Source organism: Ruegeria sp. BHSB058 (assembly GCF_059613285.1).
In genome coordinates, this window is sequence record NZ_JBXWSF010000002.1 from 82,374 (window position 1) to 98,297 (window position 15,924).

A 15,924-nucleotide genomic window follows, 5' to 3' on the forward strand; every position below is an offset into this window, starting at 1 on the left:
TGTTGACAACAATCTTCTGTCTGCCGAGAGGTCGCATCCATCCTTTTTTGGTCTCCGGCGATGCGCTGAGGCCATGTCGAGTGCTTCTTGCCTCGTCGTGGCGTCCATACGCACACGATGTCGCTTTTTCCCCGATAGCGCCGTTATCCACATTCGGGCCGTTCAAGTGTTCCTGTAAATATTCATGAAAGCCAACCTAACCAAAAACGGGAACTTCTCATGTCCGAGGCAAACACCCGGCGCAGAGCACGTGGAGGCGGCGGTGCCGCGCGCCGTGCCGAGCGCACCGCAGTCCGAATCGAGACCGCGAAATACATTCAGCGCAACATTCCGAACTTCGAGATCCTGAACGAGGAAGCGCTGGAAATCATCGAGTACAACGCGGAAACGATTCTCGAAGAAGTTGGCGTCAATTTCCTCGACAATCCGGAAGCGCTTGAGCTTTGGCGTAAGGCAGGCGCCGATGTGGATGGTGAGCGCGTACGTATTCCTCGCGGCCTGGCCCGCAAGCTCTGCTCCACCGCCCCGTCGGAATTCACGCAACATGCCCGCAACACCGAGAAATCGGTTGTCATCGGGGGCCGCAACATGGTTCTGGCCCCGGTTTACGGCCCGCCATTCGTGCGCGACACGCAAGGTGGGCGCCGGTACGCCACCATGGACGATTTCAACAAGTTCGTGAAACTCGCCTACATGTCCAAATGGTTGCACCATTCGGGCGGGACCGTGTGCGAGCCGACGGACATTCCGGTGAACAAACGCCATCTGGATATGTTGATGGCCCACATGACGCTCAGTGACAAACCCTTCATGGGTTCGGTCACCGATCCAAGCCGCGCGCAGGATTCGGTTGAAATGTGCGAGATCCTTTTTGGTAAGGAATTCGTGCAGAACAACACGGTGATGACCTCGCTCACCAACATCAACTCGCCGATGACATTCGATGACGTGATGATGGGATCGCTCGAGGTCTATGCCAGAAACAACCAGGCCTGCATCGTGTCGCCCTTTATCGTCGGCGGCGCCATGGCGCCCGTTTCTGTCGCCGGTACACTGACTCAGGTTCTGGCCGAGGTTCTGACCGGTATTGCATATTCGCAGCTGGTTCGTGCGGGCGCTCCGGTGATCTTTGGTGCGTTCGTGACATCGATCGACATGAATTCCGGCGCTCCGACATTCGGCACGCCCGAAGCCGCGCACATCACCTATGGTGCCGGTCAGCTCGCGCGTCGCCTTGGCGTCCCTTATCGTTCGGCCGGGTCGTTCTGCGGGTCGAAACTGCCGGATGCACAGGCGGCATATGAGACGGCGAATTCGCTGAACATGGGGCTTCTCTCGGGTGTGAACTTCATGCTGCATGCGTGTGGCTGGCTCGAAGGTGGCCTGGTCGCCGATTTCGAAAAGTTCGTCATGGATGCGGACCAGCTGGGCGTTCTGCACGGTCTGGCCAAAGGTGTCGCATATGACGAGAACGCTCAGGCCATGGACGCTATTCGCGAGGTTGGTCCGGGCGGGCACTATCTGGGTTGCGCGCACACGCAGGCGAACTTCAAGGATTCCTTCTGGAAAACCGAGCTGTTGGACTACAAGCCTTATGAAACCTGGGAAGACGAGGGCGCCCGCGACACGCGCGCCCTGGCATCGCAGAGGGTAGAGAACCTGTTGGCCAACTACCAACAGCCCCAGATGGACCCAGCGGTTCACGAGGCGCTTTCTGCCTATGTCGCGGAAAAGAAAGCGTCGATGCCGGATGCCTTTATGTAATTAGAACAATTGAGGGGCGCGGCTGGCTTGGTACAGCTGCGCCTCGCCCATGAGCGCAATCAACAGGTCCAGATGGTGGACCAGTGAATAACCCGTGTCCCGTGACCGGCGCTGCTCATCCACTTCCCGCTCCATATCCATCAGACGCATAAGCGCAGCCCCCGAGCCGGGAATTGTCCCATATCCCAAAATCCTTTGCAGGTGCCGGTTTCGATTGTACTCCTGCGCACCGTGCCTTGCTGCTCTGATCAATACACGAGGGCGGCGAAGGGTCGACAAAATCGTGGTGATGTCCTGCATGGTGCCTCCATGAATGCGTTTGGAATGACGTCGTTCATGGCACAACTAAAACGGGTGTTGCGCCGTGATGAATACAAGCGCTCGTTGGTTTCACCAGTGTTTATCATTTTAAACGAATTCTACCTGACGCCGCGTGGTTTTAACGAACGAGTAACGAAGTCAACTCTAGGTAGATTTTGTTAACCTTAAATCCGCGGGCAAATTCGAAATTTGAGTCAACGTAGATGAGGGCGCAAAATCATGGAAAATAGCACTGCAATGTCCGTTCCGGCTTGGGTTCCAGAAGGTGCGCAACGATACCTTGCCCATACCGAAGCCGGACGGTCGATCAGGGATTTGGCTCGTTCCGCAGGGTGTCATGCCTCGACGATACTGCGTCAAATCCGAAAGATCGAAATGCGGCGCGACGATCCCCTGGTCGATGCTGCCCTTCAATCCCTGGCCGAAAAGCACTTTCCCCCTCTCACAACGCTCGGCCAAAGAAAAGGAGCCGAACCGACCGCTCGAACCTTGGGGACTCCCGAGCAACGCGAAATGACGTCAAGTGCCGACCTGTTCAATCAGGAAGCGGTTCGGATCCTGCGGCGTCTCTGCGAATCCGGGGCGGTCCTGGCAGTTGCCGAGGACATGGACAAGGCCGTCGTGGTTCGGGATGGCGGAGCGGGCGATGCAACGAGAACGGCTGTGGTCGACTGCAGAATCGCCCAGGGTCTGGCGTTGAAAGATTGGATATCTTGCGACAAGCCCGGACGTATCAGCCGGTATCATATCACTGCAACCGGTCGAAATGCACTGGGGAGCCTTTTGGCCGAGAATGAAAATCAGGCACGTGCGCGCAAGGACCGTGGTTTTGCCGAGATGCCGGCCCGTTTCATTGGACAGCGGAAGGCGGTTGTTGAGGCGCGTGATACTTGCTTGAACGAAGAAGGACCCCGTCGGGTTCGGTACTCGGCTGTCGAAAGCCCATTGGCCGCGCTTGCAAGACGTCGTGACCGGGAAGGAAAGCCCTTTCTCAACGATGCTCTTGTACGCGCGGGCGAGCGTTTGCGCGAAGACTTCGAACTGGCGCAAATGGGTCCCAATGTCACTCAGAACTGGGACAGGTTTCTGACAGCGGGATGCGGCAGAGAAATCGTGAACGGCGAAGCAGGGTCCGGTGCCGCTTCCCGCGCACGCGACAGGGTGGCGCGCGCGCTGACGGATCTGGGGCCGGGGTTGAGCGATGTCGCATTGCGGTGCTGCTGCTATCTTGAGGGGCTGGAGCTAGCAGAAAAACGCATGGGGTGGTCGGCGCGTTCGGGGAAAGTCGTTCTGCGTATCGCGCTGCAACGATTGAAACGGCACTATGACGGGCAGGCGGAAAGCGACCAGTTGATCGGTTGACCGGCCTTCGTCCAAACCGGTGCTGGGCAAAGGAATAATTTTGCCTTGTGGACATGGTGGGGTTTGATAATCATCCCTTATGTCATTCACGCTCAGACAGCTCAGGTATTTCAAGGCGTTGGCCGAACAACGAAACTTCGGCCGCGCCGCGTCGGTTTGCCATGTCTCGCAACCCGCTTTGTCTGTTCAGATCAAGGCCCTTGAAGATCTGATGGGCGGCGCGCTGGTCGAACGGCAAGCGCGTGACGTTGTCCTGACGCCCTTGGGGCGCGATGTTCTGGCTCATGCAAATGATGTGTTGGTCACCGCCGACAGGCTTGACCGGCTGGCGCGGGATCAGACCCGGGGCTACAGATCGTTGTCTCTGGGTCTGATACCCACCATGGCCCCATATCTGCTGCCGGGTGTTCTGGCGTCCCTGCGGGCACGGGATTTGTCTTTGCGTGTGAAGATCCGCGAGGCGCGAACCGAACAACTTTTGTCCGCTTTGCGGTCGGGTGAAATCGACGCTGCGGTTCTCGCGCTGCCAACCGGTGACAACGGCTTTGTCGAAACGGCCCTGTTCGAGGACCGGTTTCTTTTGGCGGGTTCCGCCTCGCGGCTTGTTTCCCTGACCTCAGGCCCAGACACGCTGCGTCCGATCGACCTGCAAAAGGCGCATCTGATGCTGTTGGAGGATGGCCATTGCCTGACCGATCAGGCGCTGGAGGTTTGCGGGCAGAACCGGCAAAGCAGCGGCATCAACATGGGGGCCTCGTCGCTTGGAACCTTGACGCGGCTGGTTGCCGAAGGGTTCGGTCTGACCTTGATGCCGGAACTGTCGTTGCGATCCGAATGCTCGGCGGTTCCCGAACTGAAACTGTTACGGTTCAACCAGCCCGAACCGTTCCGGACCGTCGGCCTGATCCGAAGGGAAGCGACCCGGGATACCGAATGGTTTGAGGATCTGGCACAGGTGATCCGCGACGTTGGGCGACAGATCGTTCAGGCAACCCGTACCGTCTAACAGGAAAACCCGCGGGTATCCGCGGGTTTTCGGTTCATGGTCCAGAACTCAGGCCATGACCTCGGCCTTGGCTTCCGTCAGATGCTTGAGAACCGTTTCCGGCGACGAAACGCCATAAGGATCGTCGGGGCAGTTATCCATCAGGCCCGGTTCTTCGAACCACGCTTCGACGACACCGTCCTTGACGATGGCTGCATACCGCCAGGAGCGCATGCCAAAACCCAGATTGTCCTTGTCGACCAGCATGCCCATTTTGCGGGTGAACTCGCCCGAACCGTCCGGGATCACCTTGACGTTTTCCAGCTTCTGGTCCAGCGCCCACTTGTTCATGACAAAGCTGTCGTTGACGGACATGCAATAGATCTCGTCGATGCCGTTGGCCTTGAACTCGTCAAAACCCTTTTCGAATCCCGGCAGCTGATAGGTCGAGCAGGTTGGGGTGAACGCGCCCGGCAGCGAGAACAGGACGACCCGCTTTCCCGCGAAATAATCTGCGGTGGTCTTGTCTTCCCAACGATACGGGTTCGGGCCGCCTGCGGCTTCATCCCGTACGCGGGTGTGGAAAGTCACGTCGGGCAGTTTTGCGCCTGCTTTCATGGTCTTGCTCCTTGCGGGTTCACGATTTCGGAGCGGACCTATGTCGATTCTTAAGCCGCTTCAACGGCTAAAACCGCGTCAAATTGCGTCGATACAAAGACGAGCAGGAAACGGTGCGCATGAGGCGAATTTTGCGGCGTCGAACTCAGGGCAGGCGGGCTCAAACCTGTTGCGCTTGCGCCTCTTCGACCTGTTCATCGACATCGTCAAAGGTTTTCTCGCACTTCTTGTAGATGTCCGAAACGACCTTGATGAGGTTGTTCAATGCCTGCTTTTCCTTTGGATCCTTGATGTCCTTGATTTCCTTGCGCATCTTCTTCGCTGCGGCGGCAATTTCATCGTTCAGCTTTTCCAGCGAGGCAAGCTCGGACTTGGCCATGGACAGCGACTTTTCCGCTTTCTTGAGGTCCTTGTCGAGGTTCGCCTTGGTCGTCTTGCAATAATGCGTAATCTTCCGTTCCGCCGCCGATATCTTGCGTTCCGTCTTTTTACGCTGGTCCGCCTGCATCGACTTGGGAAACTCGGGCGGCGAAGTCTTCTTGACCGCGTCCGCAACGATTTTTTCGGCGGAAGCTTTGATCTTGCGCGCATAAAAGATCACGTGAACAGGCAGACCGCTGGCCTGCTTGCCGGCTTTTTGCAGTTCGGGAAGGGCGGCTTTGACGTCCTTGATGGTGGCTTCGATCTTGGCGGCATCGCCCCCGGCCTTGCCGTTCTTGACTTCCTTTTCGACTTTGTCGCACTGCTTTTTCAGCTTGGAATGCAGCGTATCCGCACGTTTGGAGAAATCGGTCAATTCGTCAATGTTTTCATGATGTTTCTTGACGGCCTTGGTCCAATCCTCCAGAGCCTTCTTGTAGGTATTGTCATCCTTGAAATCGTCCGCTTTCTTTCCGTCGTGCCCGCCCTTGCGGGCCTCTTCGATGGCTTCGGAAACCAGATCTTCCTTTTTCCAGACCTGGTTCAACCAGTCAGTGACGTCTTTTTTCAGCTTTTTTCCATGGGCGGCGGAAATCCCTTTGAGTTCCTTTTCCAAGCCTTTGAATTCTTTAACCAACTTCTCCGCTTCGCTTGGCATTGCCGACCTCCGCTAAAAAAACAACATTGCCACCCAGTATCAGACCGGGCCCGCAACTTGGCAAGCGTGCTGATCAATACACCAGACGCGCGAAACGGTGTCGCGCATAGCGGCCATGCGTCGCTGGCGTTACATTGGGCGAACAAATATGATAGGGGGCGAACAACTGGTCTCAATCATTAGGTAACCGCCCGTGCGCGATCTGAAAATTCCCGAGCAACGCCACCCCGAAAAAGCGCATCGCAAGGACAATGCGCAACCCAAGAAACCCAGCTGGATTCGCGTCAAGGCGCCGGGCGGAAAGGGATATGCCGATACGCACAGAATCATGCGCGACAACAATCTCGTGACCGTGTGCGAAGAGGCCGGTTGCCCCAATGTCGGGGAATGCTGGTCTCAGGGGCACGCAACCATGATGATCATGGGCGAAATCTGTACGCGGGGGTGCACGTTCTGCAACATCGCCACGGGTCGTCCTGACGAACTGGATGCGTTTGAGCCGGGCCGCGTCGCACATGCCGTCGAAAAGCTGGGCCTGAACCACGTGGTCATCACCTCGGTGGATCGTGACGATCTGGTGGATGGCGGGGCCGAACATTTTGCTCAGACGATCCGCGCCGTCCGTCATCGTTCGCCCAGCACTACGATTGAAATCCTGACACCGGACTTCCTGAAATGCGACCCTTCCGTGCTCGAAGTCGTGGTCGAGGCGAAACCGGATGTTTTCAACCACAATCTCGAAACCGTCCCCGGCCTGTACCCCGAGGTTCGCCCCGGCGCGCGGTATTTCCATTCGCTGCGCCTGTTGCAGAAGGTCAAGGAACTGGACCCGGCAATGTTCACCAAATCCGGCATCATGGTCGGGTTGGGCGAGACCGAACAACAGGTGCGTCAGGTCATGGACGACATGCGCGCGGCCGACATCGATTTCCTGACCATCGGGCAATATCTGCAACCCACGCCAAAGCATCATGGCGTTGACCGTTTCGTCACGCCCGAGGAATTCGCCGCCTACGAGAAAGCGGCCTATGGCAAGGGGTTCCTGATGGTGTCCGCGACACCGCTTACCCGGTCTTCGTACCACGCCGGCAATGATTTCGCCCGCCTGCGCGAGGCCCGGATGAAGAAGCTCGGTCAGGCATGACGCCCGAAACGCTGGAACGGCTGACAGCTATCCGGCATGAACTGCACCAGCACCCCGAGGTATCGGGCGCTGAGGTGCAAACGGCTGTGCGCATTGCCGAGCTGCTGCAGCGCCATGCCCCGGATCAGATCGTCACCGGAATCGGGGGGCACGGTATTGCCGCGCTGTTCGACAGCGGCACGGCGGGGCCAACCGTTGGGATACGCTGCGAGTTGGACGCGCTCCCGATCGAGGAACTTACCGGCGCGGCCTACTCGTCCAGGTACCCCGGCAAAGGACACTTGTGCGGCCATGACGGCCACATGACCATGGTACTGGGCGTGGCCGAATCTCTCGCCGCAGAACGCCCTAAACGCGGTCGCGTAGTGCTGATTTTTCAGCCGGCCGAGGAAACCGGGAAGGGCGCAATTGCGTTTCGCGGTGATCCCAGGTTTGTACAATTTGAACCAGACTATGTTTTTTCCCTGCACAATTTGCCCAGTTTGGAGCTTGGGGCCGTCGAACTTTGTACAAGAGCAACGAACTGTGCCTCGCGTGGAATGCGCGTCGTTCTGACCGGAAAGACCTCTCACGCGGCCGCGCCGCAGGATGGAATATCTCCCGCTGACGCAATGGTACAACTGATGCCTGCGCTTTCCGGCCTGGGACAGGGTGGCGAACTGAACGATGACTACGCCCTGACGACACTGACGCATGCGGAACTCGGGCAACCGACATTTGGTGTTGCACCCGGACGGGGAGAGGTCTGGGTCACGCTCCGCACCGTATCCGACGCCCGTATGGAACGCTTGGTTGCCGACGCAGAGGCCCTTGTTTACAGCGAGGCAAAGGCGGCGGGACTGGGCGTGGAAATCACCTATGACGATGTGTTCGACGCTTGTGTAAACCATTGGGAAGCCGTGAAAATTCTGGAAAAAGCATGCCGTTCGAAAAAGGTTTCTTTGAACCTGACAAGCGTGCCGCAGCGGTTCTCCGAAGATTTCGGCCAGTTCGGCAAGGGCGCGCGGTCGGCAATGTTCTGGTTGGGGGCCGGGCGGGATCACCCGCAGTTGCACAATCCCGACTATGATTTTCCCGACCAACTCATTCCGGTGGGAACCGGTATTTTCCTCGCCGCAACACGTGAATTGCTGGGGTAAAACCCGTCAAGGCCGCAGTTTGAGCGGTTTGGTCTGGGCCCAGTCGGGCCACCAGCCAAGGTATTCGATACCCACGACGACAAGACACAACAGGATCACGCCAAAAACCAGCTTCACCCGCTTCTCCGATGGCGGGCGCCGAGCCCATTTCGCCATGCGCAATAAATGAAGAATTTTCATTGACTTATCGAAATTTGAAACGTGGTTCAGACGGCTTCCTGAATGAAACGGACCTTGCCGATATAAGGAAGGTTTCGATTGCGTTGCGCATAGTCGATGCCATAACCCACGACGAATTCATCAGGGATTTCGAACCCGACCCAATCGGATCGGAAATCCACCTCGCGGCGGCTCGGTTTATCGAGCAGCGCGATGGATTTCAGACGTTTTGGATTGCGGCTGATCAGCAGGTTCGTGACATGGTTCAAGGTATGGCCGGTGTCGACAATATCTTCGACCACCAGCACATCACGTCCTTCAATTGCGGCGCGTAAGTCTTTGAGAATTCGAACTTCTCTACTGCTTTCCATTGAATCGCCATATGAGGACGCTTCAAGGAAATCCACTTCGATCGGAAGCTCCAGTTCCCGAACCAGATCAGCGATGAATACAAAGCTGCCGCGCAACAAACCGACAACGACCAGCTTGTCGGTGTCGTTGAATTCGGTGGAAATTTCCCGGCACAACTCTTCGATTCTTGCGGCAATGGCCTTGGCCGAGATCATCTCATCTATCACATAGGCGCGCTGGCTCATGTCACCCCCCTTGATCTTTCGGCCGCAACATACGACATGACGCGCCATTGTCACCAAGTAAAACCGGAACTGATGCCTGTACACTCGGAAACCCGTCACCTGCCTTACACCGCCCAGCAGATGTACGATCTGGTCGCCGACGTGGCCAAGTACCCCCAATTCCTGCCCTGGTGCGCAGCCGCCCGGATAAGGCGAACCTATTCGCTTGGAGAGGCTCAGGTGATGGAAGCGGATCTGGTCATTTCGTTCAAAGTGTTTCGCGAACGCTTCGGCAGCCGGGTGACCCTGTTTCCCGACCAAAAGAAAATCGACACCGAATACCTCGACGGTCCGTTTCGGTATCTGAAATCCGACTGGGCATTCGAGGACGCGCCAGATGGTGGGTGCAACGTGTCGTTCCACGTTGACTTCGAGTTCAGGAATACAGTCCTTCAAGGCATAATCGGTGTTGTGTTCAACGAGGCAATGCACCGGATCGTCAGGGCATTTGAAAAACGCGCGGTCGACTTGTACGGCTGAGGCTTTACCCGCGCTGAACCAGCGCTAGACTGCGCCTCATGACGGATTTCACATCTCAGTTGGCCGCTTTTGTCGCGGGGCCTGTCTCGACGAGCGCACAGGCCCGCATCGTAGCTTCGCTTTCGGCGCTGGATTGGTTGGCGGTCGGACGGGCGGGGGCGAACGAACCTGTTGCCCGGATCGTTCGGGATATGGTTCTGGAGGAGAGTGGCGCATCGCAAGCCCGATTGTTCGGGCAAGGAACCGCCCCGATGCGCGGAGCCGCCTTGGTCAATGGCACCATTTCCCACGCGCTTGACTATGACGACACGCATTTTGCCCATATCGGTCATCCGTCTGTCGCCGTTTTTCCTGCCGCGCTGGCAATGGCGGAATGGAGCGACCGCATGCTCGTGGAGATGCTTGAAGCCGCTCTTGTCGGGATGGAGCTTTCAATTCGCGTAGGGCTTTGGCTGGGGCGTGGGCATTATCAGGCCGGGTTTCACCAAACTGCCACAGCCGGTGCCTTTGGCGCAGCGGCGGCGGCCAGCCGTATGGCGGGATTGAACGAGCAACAAATCGAGCGAGTTCTGGGTCTCACCGCGACTCGTGCGGCGGGGCTTAAGGCGCAATTCGGAACCATGGGCAAACCCTATAACGCGGGAATTGCTGCATCGAATGGTATTGAGGCGGTTCTGTTGGTGCAGCGTGGATTTGAACCCAGCGAAATGGCACTGGAAGGCCCGTTCGGTTTTGGTGCAACCCATCATGGGGCCGGAAATACCAACGCAGCGCTGGACGGCCTGGGGGAGAACTGGCTGTTCGAAAACGTCAGTCACAAGTTCCATGCCTGCTGTCACGGTCTGCATGCTGCTTTGGAAGCCGGGCTGAAGCTGGATATCGCCGAACCCGAAGTGGCGGAGATCACCATTAAAACCCACCCCAGATGGATGAGCGTTTGCAATCAGTCGGCTCCGACAGGGGGGCTTGGGGCGAAGTTTTCTTACCGCACGGTGATGGCAATGCAGGCACTGGGTTATGACACCGCAAGACTTGACAGCTATTCCGACAAGGTCTGTTCCGATCCACGCCTGATTTCGCTGCGCGAAAGTATAACGGTCGAGCAGGATGAAACCTTGTCCGAGACCCAATCGCGCTTAACTCTTCTGCGCCGGGATGGCGTCAAGCGGGAGGCCGAACATGACTTGGCGGCTCCTATCTCGTTGTCAGATCGGGAATCCCGTGTAAGGGAGAAGGCCGCGAAACTGATTGGACAACAACAGGCGGACGAGGTCTGGTCTCTGCTCCGAACGGGTGGGCGGGCGTCGGACCTTGCTGACCGGTTGGGCGGCGCATGACCAAGTTAAAGAAAAAGCGGACCCCCAAGAGGCCCGCTTTTGCCCTTGCGGGCGGCAGAGCATGCCAAGGTGGGCTTAGCTACTCATGTCATAGGCCCGCTCGCCGTGGACAGAGAGGTCGAGCCCGTTTGTTTCGGTCTCGGCATCTACGCGAAGCGGCGTGACGAGTGCAACCACCTTGACCAACACAATTGTGAAAACTGCCGTAAAGGCACCAACGATCACCAGCCCGCCCAGTTGGGCTGTCCAGCTTCCCAGCCCATAAGCGGCAATCATGATGGTGCCGAAAATGCCACCGACTCCGTGCACGGCGAACACGTCAAGCGTGTCATCGATCTTGAGCAGGTTGCGGACGACGTTGACCGCTTCCTGGCACAGAATCCCGGCAATGGCGCCGATAATCAGGGCCTGGACCGGATCGACGTAACCCGACGCGGGCGTTATCGACGCGAGGCCCGCGATGGTACCTGTAACAAGGCCGACCAGGGACGCCTTGCCGTATTTGATCCGCTCCCAAAGCGCCCATGTCAGCGAAGCGGTCGCAGCAGAGATATGTGTGACAGTCAATGCCATCGCCGCGCCACCATCCGCAGCCAGCTGCGAGCCGCCGTTGAAGCCGAACCAGCCAACCCAGAGCATCGCTGCGCCGATCATGACAAAACCCGGATTGTGCGGTGGAACCGTGCGGTTGCGACGTGGCCCAAGGAAAACTGCAATGATCAGGGCTGCAAGGCCGGCTGTTTCATGCACGACTATGCCGCCCGCAAAATCGCGTACACCGATTTCGCCTAAGATCCCTCCATCGGTCAGGATACCACCGCCCCAGATCCAATGAACCACCGGTGCGTAACAAAGCAGCATCCAGAGGCCCGAAAAGGTCAGGACAAAGCAAAATCCCACGCGTTCCACATATGCACCGATGATCAACGCCGGGGTGATGATGGCAAAGGTCATCTGGAAGGCGAAGAACAGGATCTCGGGCAATGTGCCCGACAGATTGTCTGGAGTAATGCCGACGAGAAATGCCTTGTCGAGCCCTCCCCAGATTCCTGATGTACCGTTGCCGAAGGCGATGGAATATCCAGCTATCATCCAAAGAACGCTCATGAGGCAAGCGATTGCGAAACAGTGCATGAACACGCTCAGCACGTTGCGTGCCCGAACGAGACCGCCATAGAACAGGGCAAGACCTGGCAGGGTCATGAAAAGGACCAGCGCAGTTGCGACGATGATCCAGGCTGTATCGGCTCCATTCATGGGCCGTTCTCCTTTCGACAAACGGGGCAACGCCTCGTTGAATGAGTGTGGAGAGCCTTGAACCCAAATGGCCGAGAAAAAAAAAAAAAATGAGGCAGCCTGCAAAACGCCCGCCTCTTTATGCGTCTTTTGGTCAACTGTTGTCGTTTTATGCGCGTTTTGGCGCAATGTGCCTTATTTTTGAGCGATCCGAAGAAGCCCTTGTGCCAACAGGCTCAGCGCGTGCTCCTGGGCGGCAGTACGTACATTCTCCCGACCAAGCGCTCCGAACTCCACAGTTTCCGAGGTGGTCTCTATCCCATTCCCAGACAAACCAAAGCAGACTCGGCCTTCGGGTTTGAACTCTGATCCGCCCGGCCCTGCAATTCCGGTAACTGATACGGCAAGCTGCGCCCGTGAGTTCCGTAAGGCGCCTTCGGCCATTTGCTGCGCCACCTCTTCCGAAACGGCCCCCACTGTTTCCAGCGTGGCGGCAGAGACGCCCAGCATCTCCCGTTTGGCCTCGTTCGTGTACGTCACAAACCCGCGTTCAACCACGGCTGAACTGCCCGGAATTTCTGTCAATGCGGCTATGACCAGACCTCCGGTGCAGCTTTCTGCGGTGGCGATCATCACGTTCAATGCCTTGGCGCGATCAAGAAGGTCAGAGACGTTCACAACCCCAAAACCCCATGTGAGATAACCGCAAGTATGGCAACACCGACCGCCGCAAACGCTCCAGCGATGATATCATCCAGCATAACACCCATAGCATCGCCGCGCCGGTCGGCCCAGCCGACAGGACCCGGCTTGGTGATGTCAAACAGTCGAAACAGCAGGAAACCGGAAATCCAGCCTGGCCAAAGCGCGGTAATCTCGAATCCATGCGCCCAGGCCGGATAGGAAATGGCCCAAAGGGCGATGAACTGTCCGGCAACCTCATCAATGACAATCTCGGACGGGTCATGATCGTCTTGGCCCGCCGTCATTTTCCGGGTGGCCCAAAGACCGCCTAAGAAAACGGATACCGTCGCCAACGCCAGCAGAGGGAAGCCGCCGACCGTGTGCAGGCCCAAGGCCAGAGGTAAGGCCGCCAAAGATCCCCAGGTGCCGGGGGCAGGGCGCAAATAACCGACGCCGCAGACTGTTCCTATCAGTTGTGCCAGTGTCATGCGCGCACCAGGCAAGCCGTTGCGATCGAAGCGATTCCTTCACCGCGCCCGGTGAACCCCAACCGTTCTGAGGTTGTCGCCTTGACCGACACCTGATCTGGTCTGAGATCCATGATCTGCGCCATCTGTTCGCGCATACCTGCAGAATGCGGCCCGATCTTGGGGTATTCGCAAACCAAGGTGCAATCGATGTTCGACACCTTGAAGCCCATACTCGCCGCAAGTTGGATAGCGTGGCGCAGAAATATCTCGCTAGACGCTCCCTTCCATTGCGGATCCGATGGGGGGAAGTGTTGCCCGATATCGCCTTGCGCCAACGCACCGTAAATGGCGTCGGTCACGGCGTGCATCCCGACGTCGGCATCCGAATGGCCTTGCAGTCCACGGTCGTGTGGAACTTTGACACCACATAAGACTACATGATCTCCGTCGCCGAAGCGGTGCACGTCATAACCATTGCCAAGTCTGATATCCATGGCTGCTCCCAAAATTCGTTCTGCCCGCGCAAAGTCTTCGGGGCGGGTAATTTTCAGATTGTCCGGGTCACCCGGCACGATTGACACGTTGATTCCAGCCGCGCGCGCCACCTCAACATCATCTGCGGCACCACCCGGATGCGCGTCATGGGCCGCCCGGATAGTGGCATAGTGAAATCCTTGCGGTGTCTGGGCCGCAAAAAGCCCTGACCGGTCTTGTGTACCGGTGACGTGGTTCCCGTCACCGGTCCAAAGTGCGTCGGTTACTGGAATCCCGGGCGCTGCGGCGCAACTGCTGTTCAAAGCGTCAAGAACATCCTGAATGATCCTTTGTGATACGCACGGGCGCGCGACATCATGGATGAGGACGTGAGTGATGCCCAATCCCTCCAATTCACGAAGTCCGCTTTGAACCGAGCCAGCCCGATCCGTACCGCCCTTTGCCAGCAAGAGGCCGGATACCGAAAACTCTTGCCAAGCGGTGCTGTCTTCTTCTGACAGGACCAGTACGATTTGGTCCAACCCTGCTGCGTGAAATGCATCAAGGGTCCAGTCGATAACCCGACGTCCCGCCAATTGGCGCCACTGCTTGGGAGTTCCGCTACCTGCCCGTTGACCACGCCCGGCGGCGACGATGATGGCGGCGGTTTTCATTCAGGGAAGTTCTCCGTCGATACAGCCTCTGTTTAGGATGAGGTGAAAGCAGAGGCAATCACCGGACTCCAGGTGGTGAAAAATTATGCAAACTTCGAATTATTAACCTTGTGCCGTGGCGTTTCGTTGTTCAAATGCTGAAATTTCGGTATTCAAAACTCAACTGCACAAGGATTAAGCGTTTTGGACCTGCGTCTGGGTGAAAAAAAACTGAATCCGCCGGTTGTACTGGCACCCATGGCCGGAATCACAGACCGGCCCTTTCGTGACCTTGTGATGAATTTCGGTGCTGGCATGGTAGTCAGCGAAATGGTCGCCAGCCAGGAAATGGTGCAAGCCAAACCAGGTGTGCGAGAGCGGGCGGAACTATCGGCGGATGTCGAAAACACGGCGGTTCAACTGGCCGGGCGAGAGGCGCACTGGATGGCCGAGGCCGCAAAGCAGGTCGCGGATCGGGGCGCGCGGGTCATTGACATCAATATGGGATGCCCGGCCAAGAAGGTGACCAACGGATATTCCGGCTCTGCGCTTCTGAAAACTCCGGATCATGCGTTGAAGCTAATCGAGGCGGTGGTCGAGGCAGTCGACATTCCGGTGACACTGAAAACCCGGCTTGGTTGGGACGACAAATTGCTCAATGCCCCTGACGTGGCCAAGCGGGCAGCCGACGCCGGAGTATCAATGGTAACGATACACGGACGCACCCGGTGCCAGTTCTACAAGGGGCGTGCAAACTGGGTTGCAATCCGCGAGGTCAAAGAGGCCGTTTCAGTGCCGGTGATCGCCAACGGTGATATTACTGATCCCACCTCGGCGCGCCATGCTTTGGCCCGATCCGGTGCGGATGGCGTGATGGTTGGGCGCGGTGCGCAGGGTAAGCCGTGGATTCTCGCTCAGATTTGTCATGAACTTTATGGGGCGGAAGCGCCGGAAATTCCGATGGGCAACGATCTGATTGATGTGATCTCTGCTCACTATGAAGCAATGTTGGCGTTTTATGGGACCGATCTTGGCTTGCGCGTCGCGCGCAAGCACCTGGGGTGGTACATGGACGAGGCGGGAACAGGTGCGACGCTGCGCCGTGCGGTACTGACTTGTCGCGACCCACAAGAGGTTAAGCGAATTCTTCCGGATGCGTTGTTGGCAAGAAAGGAGGCGGCCGCATGACATTAGATCAGGATATCTGGACGTCACTTCCAGTACCCGCTTTCATCATCGACCCGGCGGATCGGATCGCTGACATCAACTCTGCCGGTGAAGGTTTTCTTAACGCCTCACGAAAATCTGTCATCGGTGAACCCGTCTGGGATCAGATCGCGGTGAATGCTCCGTTGGAGCCCGCGTTTGTGAAAGCGCGCAAAAAC

17 protein-coding genes are annotated in these 15,924 nt (G+C 57.5%); 9 read left to right on the forward strand and 8 right to left on the reverse strand.

Annotation, left to right across the window (positions count from 1 at the left end; genetic code table 11):
- Nucleotides 1-219 precede the first annotated feature (219 nt).
- Nucleotides 220-1,764 (forward strand): trimethylamine methyltransferase family protein, encoded by a 1,545-nt coding sequence (locus AC2FNB_RS00975; RefSeq protein ID WP_480750897.1) that lies wholly within the window; start codon nt 220-222, stop codon nt 1,762-1,764.
- Here AC2FNB_RS00975 and AC2FNB_RS00980 read toward each other — a convergent pair whose 3' ends face one another.
- Nucleotides 1,765-2,064, reverse strand: coding sequence for a DUF6477 family protein (locus AC2FNB_RS00980; protein ID WP_480750898.1), 300 nt, complete (start codon nt 2,062-2,064; stop codon nt 1,765-1,767).
- Nucleotides 2,065-2,304: 240 nt separating this feature from the next.
- Between AC2FNB_RS00980 and AC2FNB_RS00985 the strand changes: the two genes are divergently transcribed.
- Nucleotides 2,305-3,447 (forward strand): DUF6456 domain-containing protein, encoded by a 1,143-nt coding sequence (locus AC2FNB_RS00985; protein ID WP_496743899.1) that lies wholly within the window; start codon nt 2,305-2,307, stop codon nt 3,445-3,447.
- Between the two features lie 79 nt (nt 3,448-3,526).
- The gene (locus AC2FNB_RS00990; protein WP_496743900.1) at nt 3,527-4,453 is read left to right on the forward strand and encodes a LysR substrate-binding domain-containing protein; all 927 of its coding nucleotides are present in this window, start codon (nt 3,527-3,529) and stop codon (nt 4,451-4,453) included.
- A 48-nt stretch (nt 4,454-4,501) separates the two neighbouring features.
- Here AC2FNB_RS00990 and AC2FNB_RS00995 read toward each other — a convergent pair whose 3' ends face one another.
- A complete protein-coding gene (locus AC2FNB_RS00995) occupies nt 4,502-5,050 on the reverse strand; it encodes a peroxiredoxin (protein ID WP_480750901.1) in 549 nt (182 codons plus the stop codon).
- Nucleotides 5,051-5,210: 160 nt separating this feature from the next.
- Nucleotides 5,211-6,128, reverse strand: coding sequence for a hypothetical protein (locus tag AC2FNB_RS01000; protein WP_496743902.1), 918 nt, complete (start codon nt 6,126-6,128; stop codon nt 5,211-5,213).
- Nucleotides 6,129-6,321: 193 nt separating this feature from the next.
- Here AC2FNB_RS01000 and lipA point away from each other — a divergent pair, with 193 nt between their 5' ends.
- Nucleotides 6,322-7,272 (forward strand): lipoyl synthase, encoded by a 951-nt coding sequence (gene lipA / locus AC2FNB_RS01005; protein WP_496743904.1) that lies wholly within the window; start codon nt 6,322-6,324, stop codon nt 7,270-7,272.
- A complete protein-coding gene (locus AC2FNB_RS01010) occupies nt 7,269-8,411 on the forward strand; it encodes an amidohydrolase (RefSeq protein WP_496743906.1) in 1,143 nt (380 codons plus the stop codon). The genes lipA and AC2FNB_RS01010 overlap by 4 nt, the downstream gene beginning before the upstream one ends.
- 206 nt (nt 8,412-8,617) lie before the next feature.
- Here the strand turns inward: AC2FNB_RS01010 and hpt are convergent, their stop codons facing one another.
- Entirely contained in the window at nt 8,618-9,166 is a 549-nt protein-coding gene (hpt, locus tag AC2FNB_RS01015; RefSeq protein WP_496743907.1) for a hypoxanthine phosphoribosyltransferase, read from the reverse strand.
- Between the two features lie 72 nt (nt 9,167-9,238).
- On the opposite strand from hpt, the gene AC2FNB_RS01020 reads away from it, so the two are divergent.
- Together AC2FNB_RS01020 and AC2FNB_RS01025 are read left to right on the forward strand one after the other, a co-directional pair.
- Complete coding sequence (locus AC2FNB_RS01020) at nt 9,239-9,685, forward strand: type II toxin-antitoxin system RatA family toxin (RefSeq protein ID WP_480750906.1); 447 nt, start codon at nt 9,239-9,241, stop codon at nt 9,683-9,685.
- A 38-nt stretch (nt 9,686-9,723) separates the two neighbouring features.
- On the forward strand, nt 9,724-11,022 hold the full coding sequence (locus AC2FNB_RS01025; protein ID WP_496743909.1) for an MmgE/PrpD family protein: 1,299 nt from the start codon (nt 9,724-9,726) through the stop codon (nt 11,020-11,022).
- 75 nt (nt 11,023-11,097) lie between these two features.
- On the opposite strand, the gene AC2FNB_RS01030 is transcribed toward AC2FNB_RS01025, so the two are convergent.
- From AC2FNB_RS01030 to AC2FNB_RS01045, 4 genes are all read right to left on the reverse strand, one after another.
- Entirely contained in the window at nt 11,098-12,279 is a 1,182-nt protein-coding gene (locus AC2FNB_RS01030; RefSeq protein WP_496743911.1) for an ammonium transporter, read from the reverse strand.
- Nucleotides 12,280-12,453: 174 nt separating this feature from the next.
- Nucleotides 12,454-12,936, reverse strand: coding sequence for a CinA family protein (locus AC2FNB_RS01035; RefSeq protein WP_496743913.1), 483 nt, complete (start codon nt 12,934-12,936; stop codon nt 12,454-12,456).
- Entirely contained in the window at nt 12,933-13,430 is a 498-nt protein-coding gene (locus tag AC2FNB_RS01040) for a phosphatidylglycerophosphatase A family protein (protein ID WP_496743915.1), read from the reverse strand. The genes AC2FNB_RS01035 and AC2FNB_RS01040 overlap by 4 nt, the downstream gene beginning before the upstream one ends.
- The gene (locus AC2FNB_RS01045; RefSeq protein ID WP_496743916.1) at nt 13,427-14,560 is read right to left on the reverse strand and encodes a bifunctional 2-C-methyl-D-erythritol 4-phosphate cytidylyltransferase/2-C-methyl-D-erythritol 2,4-cyclodiphosphate synthase; all 1,134 of its coding nucleotides are present in this window, start codon (nt 14,558-14,560) and stop codon (nt 13,427-13,429) included. The genes AC2FNB_RS01040 and AC2FNB_RS01045 overlap by 4 nt, the downstream gene beginning before the upstream one ends.
- Before the next feature lie 183 nt (nt 14,561-14,743).
- Between AC2FNB_RS01045 and dusB the strand changes: the two genes are divergently transcribed.
- Together dusB and AC2FNB_RS01055 are read left to right on the forward strand one after the other, a co-directional pair.
- A complete protein-coding gene (dusB, locus tag AC2FNB_RS01050; protein WP_480750912.1) occupies nt 14,744-15,727 on the forward strand; it encodes a tRNA dihydrouridine synthase DusB in 984 nt (327 codons plus the stop codon).
- The coding region (locus tag AC2FNB_RS01055) for a PAS domain-containing protein (RefSeq protein ID WP_496743918.1) at nt 15,724-15,924 on the forward strand (201 nt) is incomplete at its 3' end. The genes dusB and AC2FNB_RS01055, both read left to right, overlap by 4 nt.